Origin of the sequence: Atribacter sp. (assembly GCF_035418125.1) — a bacterium.
Classification (GTDB): Bacteria; Atribacterota; Atribacteria; order Atribacterales; family Atribacteraceae; genus Atribacter; species Atribacter allofermentans.
This window is the reverse complement of sequence record NZ_DAOLQM010000131.1, coordinates 1-6,010: the sequence shown is the minus strand read 5'-3', so window position 1 is coordinate 6,010 and position 6,010 is coordinate 1. Positions and strand designations below refer to the sequence as shown.

Below are 6,010 nucleotides of genomic sequence, written 5' to 3'. Positions count from 1 at the left end.
CTGGTAACCAGCATAATGCAGATTGGAATGATGATTAATAAAAACAGCCAGGTGGTTATAGGGACACCAATCCAAATTTTGGAAAAAAAGGAAGATTGCCCTCTTGGTCTGGCATTCAATTTAGTTGTCAAGGTTGGTTTCATAATCACATACCTTTTTACATTCCTTTAAATAAGTAATCACATCATCTTTCTGGAAACCAATAAAAAGTTGATCACCAATTTTTTTATCATTAAAATCCGAAGCGCTTTCTATCAAGCGAATTTCTGATTGTCCAAATTTGAGAGTGATTTCATAATCAGTTCCCCGGAAAACAATTCTGTGGATTGCAGCTTGGAAATGATTTTCAAATTTATTCTGAAACTCACTATCGCACACTTTATCTAAACATATTTTTTCCGGCCGAATGCAGGCAACAACTGAATCTCCTTTTGAAAAACTTCCTTTAAAACGCGTGCTGAGAATCGGTTTGCCATCTACATCGATAGTGATTGAATTTTCTCCTTTTTGGACTACTTGACCTTCAAGAAAGTTCATATCACCAATAAAACTGGCAACAAAAGTGGATGCAGGAGAATTGTAAATTTCATCAGGAGTACCAATTTGGTGGATTAATCCGTCTTTCATGACACAGATTCGATCCGACATGGTGATTGCTTCAGTTTGATCGTGAGTTACATAAATAAAGGTGATATCCACATTTTTTTGAATATCTTTTAGAACTTTTTGCATAGCAATTCGAAGTTTAAAATCTAAAGCCCCCAAGGGTTCGTCGAGTAAAAGTGCGCGAGGACGATTGACCAGCGACCGTGCCAAGGCGATTCGCTGACGTTGTCCACCGGAAAGTTGTTGAGGATAACGTTTGCCAAACCCGGTCATATTTACCAAAGAAAGAGCTTCTTCAATCATTGTCCGAGCACTGGAATATTTCACCTTTTTCATTTTCAATGGGAAATGGATATTTTCTTCAACGGTCATATGAGGAAAAAGAGCATAATCCTGGAAGACCGTGTTCACGTTGCGCAAATACGCAGGTTTATAAGTAACATCTTCTCCAGCTAAGCAAATTTGTCCTTCAGTAGGCTCTTCAAGGCCAGCGATCATTCGTAATGTGGTGGTTTTACCACAGCCAGAAGGTCCAAGTAAAGAGAAAAACTCTCCATGATGGATCTCTAAATTGACATTTTGAACCGCAGTAAAATTACCAAATTTCTTAGTAATCTGAATGAGTTGTATTTCTGTCTCATGGTTGTTCATTCTAAACCTCGATTGGGAAATGTTTGGTTTATTAATTTAAGAATTTATTTTTACACAATCCCACAATTTTCCAATAGATCTCAATTCATTAAATTGATCAATTTTTAATTGACCAATTTAAAAAGCAATGAAATATTTGCTAAAAAACTAAAGACGGGAACAGTGAAAATTATCTGATTCATTTTCACTGTTCCCCCTACCCTTTTAAATGTTTACTGAGTAGCCTTGACTTCGTTCCAGAGGTTCACCCGAGCTTCAAAATCCTCTGGGCTTTTCATTAAAAAGACCGGAACTGGAACATTATCTATATCGTCATAGTTGCACATTTTAACAATATCAGGGTCAATAACTTCTTTGGCTGCAGAAGTAACTGCTCCAAATCCCATATACTTAGCCAGTTCTTTTTGGGCAAAATCAGATAACATGAAGTCAATCCACTTATGGGCTAGATCAGGATTTTTTGAATCTTTTAAAATAACCCAGCCATCAGCCCATACATAAATGCCTTCTTTTGGAGTAAGGCGACCAACGTTCATTTTCAGTTCGTCTCGGAGATAGAGGATCAGACCAGAATCATAACCAGATACGCTTAGATTGGTTTCACCAGAACCAAGAACACTTTTCTCTGAATCAAATCCAACGGTCAGAGTACGCAAGTTTCTTTTAATTTCTATCAATTTTTCCTTCACTTGCTTAAATTGATCTTCAGTGAGATTGTAGGGATCGGGGAAACCGAGAGCTATAGCTGCAACAACAACATTGTTATTCGCTTCATCGGTGATTGAAACTTGACCTTTGTATTTGGGGTCCCATAAGACTGACCAGGTAGTGGGTAATTCACCCACGGCATCTTTATTGTAAACAACATTATTCGAACCCCAAACGAATGAAACATGATACGGCTTTCCATCAAATACTGTGAAGTCAATATCTTTGAATTTTTGGCTTACCTTTTCCCAATTAGAAATTTTGCTCAAATCGATTGGCTGGAGAAGATTATTCTCGTAATATCTTTGAACTGAACCGCAATCAATGGTGACTAAGTCATACTGCCCACCACCAGCCGCAGCTTTGGTGAACATTTCTTCAACCATGCCAGAATAAGTAGCATTTACTTTTACGCCAGTTAGTCTTTCAAATTCCTTAACCCAAACATCTTCGGTGTAACCTTGGAAACAAAGAATGTTCAAAGTTTCCTGGGCATAAGCTAAGCTAAATAATAAACTGACTGCAACAAAGACAATAGCTAAAAAAAGAGAAAAAAACTTCTGCTTAAACATTGATTATCCCTCCTGTTTAAAAAATATTTAAATATATTTAACACCTAACAAATTTTAAAAAATACCCACTCCTTCACCTTACAGTGAATAATATTGGATCTTATTCAATGAACAGAAAAATTCAAGCTCCTTACGAACATCACCATAACCAGCCATCCAATGATGTCCAATCCCTTGAGATGCAATTTCTTCATTCAAATCTTCCAAAGAACGTTGGAAGCGCACTTTTAGAGGATTTCCAGGAAATTCCATCCCACACTCTATTGCCTCTCCGGTTAGTGCTGACATTCGAAAAGTTCCCCTCCTTCCTACTAAGTTAACCAGAGTGACAACACCTATCCGCGCTGGAAATAAAGCACACACTCCCTGATTGAGCAAACGAACTGGTGAAAGCTCTATTTGAGCAGGATCATTTGCAATACTAAAACCTCCTGAACCGCAATGGGAAAATAAAACTGTTTGTGAAATTGGATCTGGATATAGGAAATCAGTATTGTGAACCGGTTTTCCGGTTAAATTAAAAAGGATTTTCATGGTTACAGTATTATTGACATCTCCTTCACAGCCACCAACAATCTCCTCTTCGGCTAGGAGCGAATAGGCCAGGCAAATTTTTCCCATATATCGTGGGTAACATTTTATACATATTCCATCTAAACCGTATTCTTCAATTAGTTTTTTTAAGCCGAAATAATAGCTGAGAGCCTCGATGCCAGTTTGATTATTAACTGTTATCTTCCCGACTTTTTCCCCAATTGCAGTCCAAAGTTTAGAAGCGGCAAGTTGATCGGTATTTTTAACTGATTCAATAAGCTCATCTTCGTCTAAGTTCACGATACGAACTCCAGTTCGAGCCTTAATTTCTAACTCATCGTAAGCAATTTCGGTCATTCCCTTCACTCGTCCGCCAATGACACCAATACGAGAATGGCGAAGATGATTTCCCAGGGTTACCGCCATTGCAATTTCCCGAATTTTTTGATGAACTTTGACATCCTCTGGCTCTCCGTAAACGAAAAAGTAGGGTCTTTCTAATTCTTTTAAAACACAACAAATTTGCTGAACACCACATAATGAACCAGTTTCGACAGCTGGTAAAGCCCAAAGAACCACCGGTCGATTATAATATTCTAAAAAATCAAGCAAATGGTGATCTTCACTCCAGGTTCCAACTCCTACGCAGAGGAGATCGAAATCATGATTGGCGAAAAAATTAACAGCTTTTTGAACGGTTTGGAGGTCATATATAATATCCAAATTGGTTATAACAGGGGCAATATTTTCCAGTTGGTTTTTCATTCTTTGGAGAATGTACGGAGTTTCTGAAAAACCAACTTCTAAGGGTCCTGCTATTCCAATTAATCCAATCCGGGGTGTCATAATTTTCTCTCCTTTTTTAAATTTATTGTTAACTTAAACAATGCTATCTATCGTAGGCCTAATTTTTTTTCATATTGGTTGATAATAGATTGAATTGGTTTTTGTTTGTCTTGAGAAATTGGATTCTGACAGCCACCGAGAAGGATGGATGATACCAAATCAGAGGATTTTTCCGTAGTGTTTTTTGATCCTTTTTGCTTCCAAACTTCAAAATTTGTTCCATTTGACACATCAAGAGGGACATGCTCACCACTACGCAAATGATGGAGGGTGTGTTCCGAAGTGAGATATTCACCTCGTGGTCCGACTTGAAGAATAGAGTCAAGAGCTAGTGTATCTTTATTTACCTCGATTCCTTGACGGAATCGTTTGGCTATTCGACACATTTCATTGTCCATAACCAGTTGCTCCAGGCTGATAGTCATTCCTGTTCCAAACATTCCTAAATTGACAATCATGTCATTAGCGCCAATGATTCCGGCAAGGGTTGAAAGCATTTTTTCCCATGCAGCCTGTTCATCATGTGAATTGGCATCGTTGTCTGGTGCGGTTGTATGACTGGGGATGTTATAATAGTGTGCCATTTGGGCACCAGCAATTCTAAGTAAAGAAGATTCAGGCCGTCCAATCAGGACATTGGCTTGTTTCATTTCATAAGTTGTCCAAGCAGCACCATAAATAACTGGAGTTCCAGGGTGAATCAGTTGAGATATTATTATTCCAGAAAGGACTTCGGTATTATGAACTGTCAATAAACCGGCTAAAGTATACGGTGCTGTAACTCCCGCAATTGGTTGAGGAAGGAGATCAAGGGGAATCCCTTCCTGAGCAACGATGTAAAGAGCTTCCACTGCTCCCCTTTCCCAATAGAGTGGACTGGTGGTTGAGAGTTGGCTAATCATTGGAGAACAACCCTTCAATTTCTCTTTTCCGGTAATGACCTTACCCATATCTATAACTGCTTGATTGATTATTTCACTTTCAGAGGAGAAAAAGATGGGTTTTTTGGAATTTTCAAGAATTGCTTGAATTGCATAAAGGAGGGTGGTTTGGGGGGTTACATCTTGAGGCATAACCGGAACCCCCACCATATCAACTTCGGAAAGTTTATCAGAAAGGATGGCAAAATTTTCAACATCTTTAACAGTTGAATTACGACGTTCTCCGGTTTCGTTTACCAGGACGAAAACCGCGTTATGACCACTAACGCAATACCGTCCTCCATCTCCTAAAATAAAAGCAAGATCGCCATCTCGTTTGAAAATAGGGATTTGGCTTGGCAGAGTTGACAAACATTCCTCGACAATAGAAGGTGGAAATTTTACTCGTTCATTTTCAAAGTTTACTATACAACTCTTTTTTTGCAATAAATCAAGAATTTTTTTGCTTTCGACACGAAGACCAACCGATTCAAGTATAACCAAGGAATTTTCGTGAATTGTCAAAATTTCATTTTCAGAAAGAACCTTTAAATCGGTTAATTGCATAAACCCTCCTTTTAATGACTTTTTAAAAATATATTTGACCTTCTAATTCTCAGTTTTTTCCTTATTAATAAATTATTATACTAAATTACGATCCCCCTCCTTTTTTACACAAGATCCGTTTTTATAAATTGTTACCCATAAGATCTCTTTTTGTAGTAATAAAACTGGATTATGTAACGTATAGAGGAAGCTCTAAATAATAAATTCATAATCAAGGGAAAATCCCCCTCAGTTTTTTAGCTTTTACTACTCGATTTAGTGCCAGCATGTAGGCTGCCATTCGCAAAGAGCTATGATATTTCAAATGAAGATTCCAAACCTCATCAAAAGCTTTGTTCATTATTTTTAATAAAAGAGCATTTACTTCGTTTTCATCCCACATCAAAGATTGGATATTTTGAACCCATTCGAAGTAGGATACCACAACTCCTCCTGCATTAGCCAAAATATCGGGAACAACAATAATATTTCTTTCTTTTAAAATGGTATCAGCGTTGAAAGTGGTTGGTCCATTCGCAGCTTCAACGATAACCTTGGCTTGAACTTTTCCTGCATTTTCAGAAGTGATTTGATTTTCTTTTGCTGCTGGAATGAGAAAATCGACTT

At 37.8% G+C, this 6,010-nt stretch carries 5 protein-coding genes; all 5 read right to left on the bottom strand.

Annotation, left to right across the window (positions count from 1 at the left end; genetic code table 11):
* Positions 1 to 120: 120 nt before the first annotated feature.
* The gene (locus PLK24_RS07370; RefSeq protein ID WP_324477756.1) at positions 121 to 1,257 is read right to left on the bottom strand and encodes an ABC transporter ATP-binding protein; all 1,137 of its coding nucleotides are present in this window, start codon (positions 1,255 to 1,257) and stop codon (positions 121 to 123) included.
* A 212-nt stretch (positions 1,258 to 1,469) separates the two neighbouring features.
* Positions 1,470 to 2,537 (bottom strand): ABC transporter substrate-binding protein, encoded by a 1,068-nt coding sequence (locus PLK24_RS07365; RefSeq protein WP_324477755.1) that lies wholly within the window; start codon positions 2,535 to 2,537, stop codon positions 1,470 to 1,472.
* Between the two features lie 78 nt (positions 2,538 to 2,615).
* The gene (locus tag PLK24_RS07360) at positions 2,616 to 3,917 is read right to left on the bottom strand and encodes a hypothetical protein (protein WP_324477754.1); all 1,302 of its coding nucleotides are present in this window, start codon (positions 3,915 to 3,917) and stop codon (positions 2,616 to 2,618) included.
* A gap of 47 nt (positions 3,918 to 3,964) precedes the next feature.
* On the bottom strand, positions 3,965 to 5,404 hold the full coding sequence (locus tag PLK24_RS07355) for a trimethylamine methyltransferase family protein (protein ID WP_324477753.1): 1,440 nt from the start codon (positions 5,402 to 5,404) through the stop codon (positions 3,965 to 3,967).
* Between the two features lie 211 nt (positions 5,405 to 5,615).
* Positions 5,616 to 6,010, bottom strand: a 395-nt coding sequence (locus tag PLK24_RS07350) for a Glu/Leu/Phe/Val family dehydrogenase (protein ID WP_502876045.1), incomplete at its 5' end; no start/stop codon positions are given.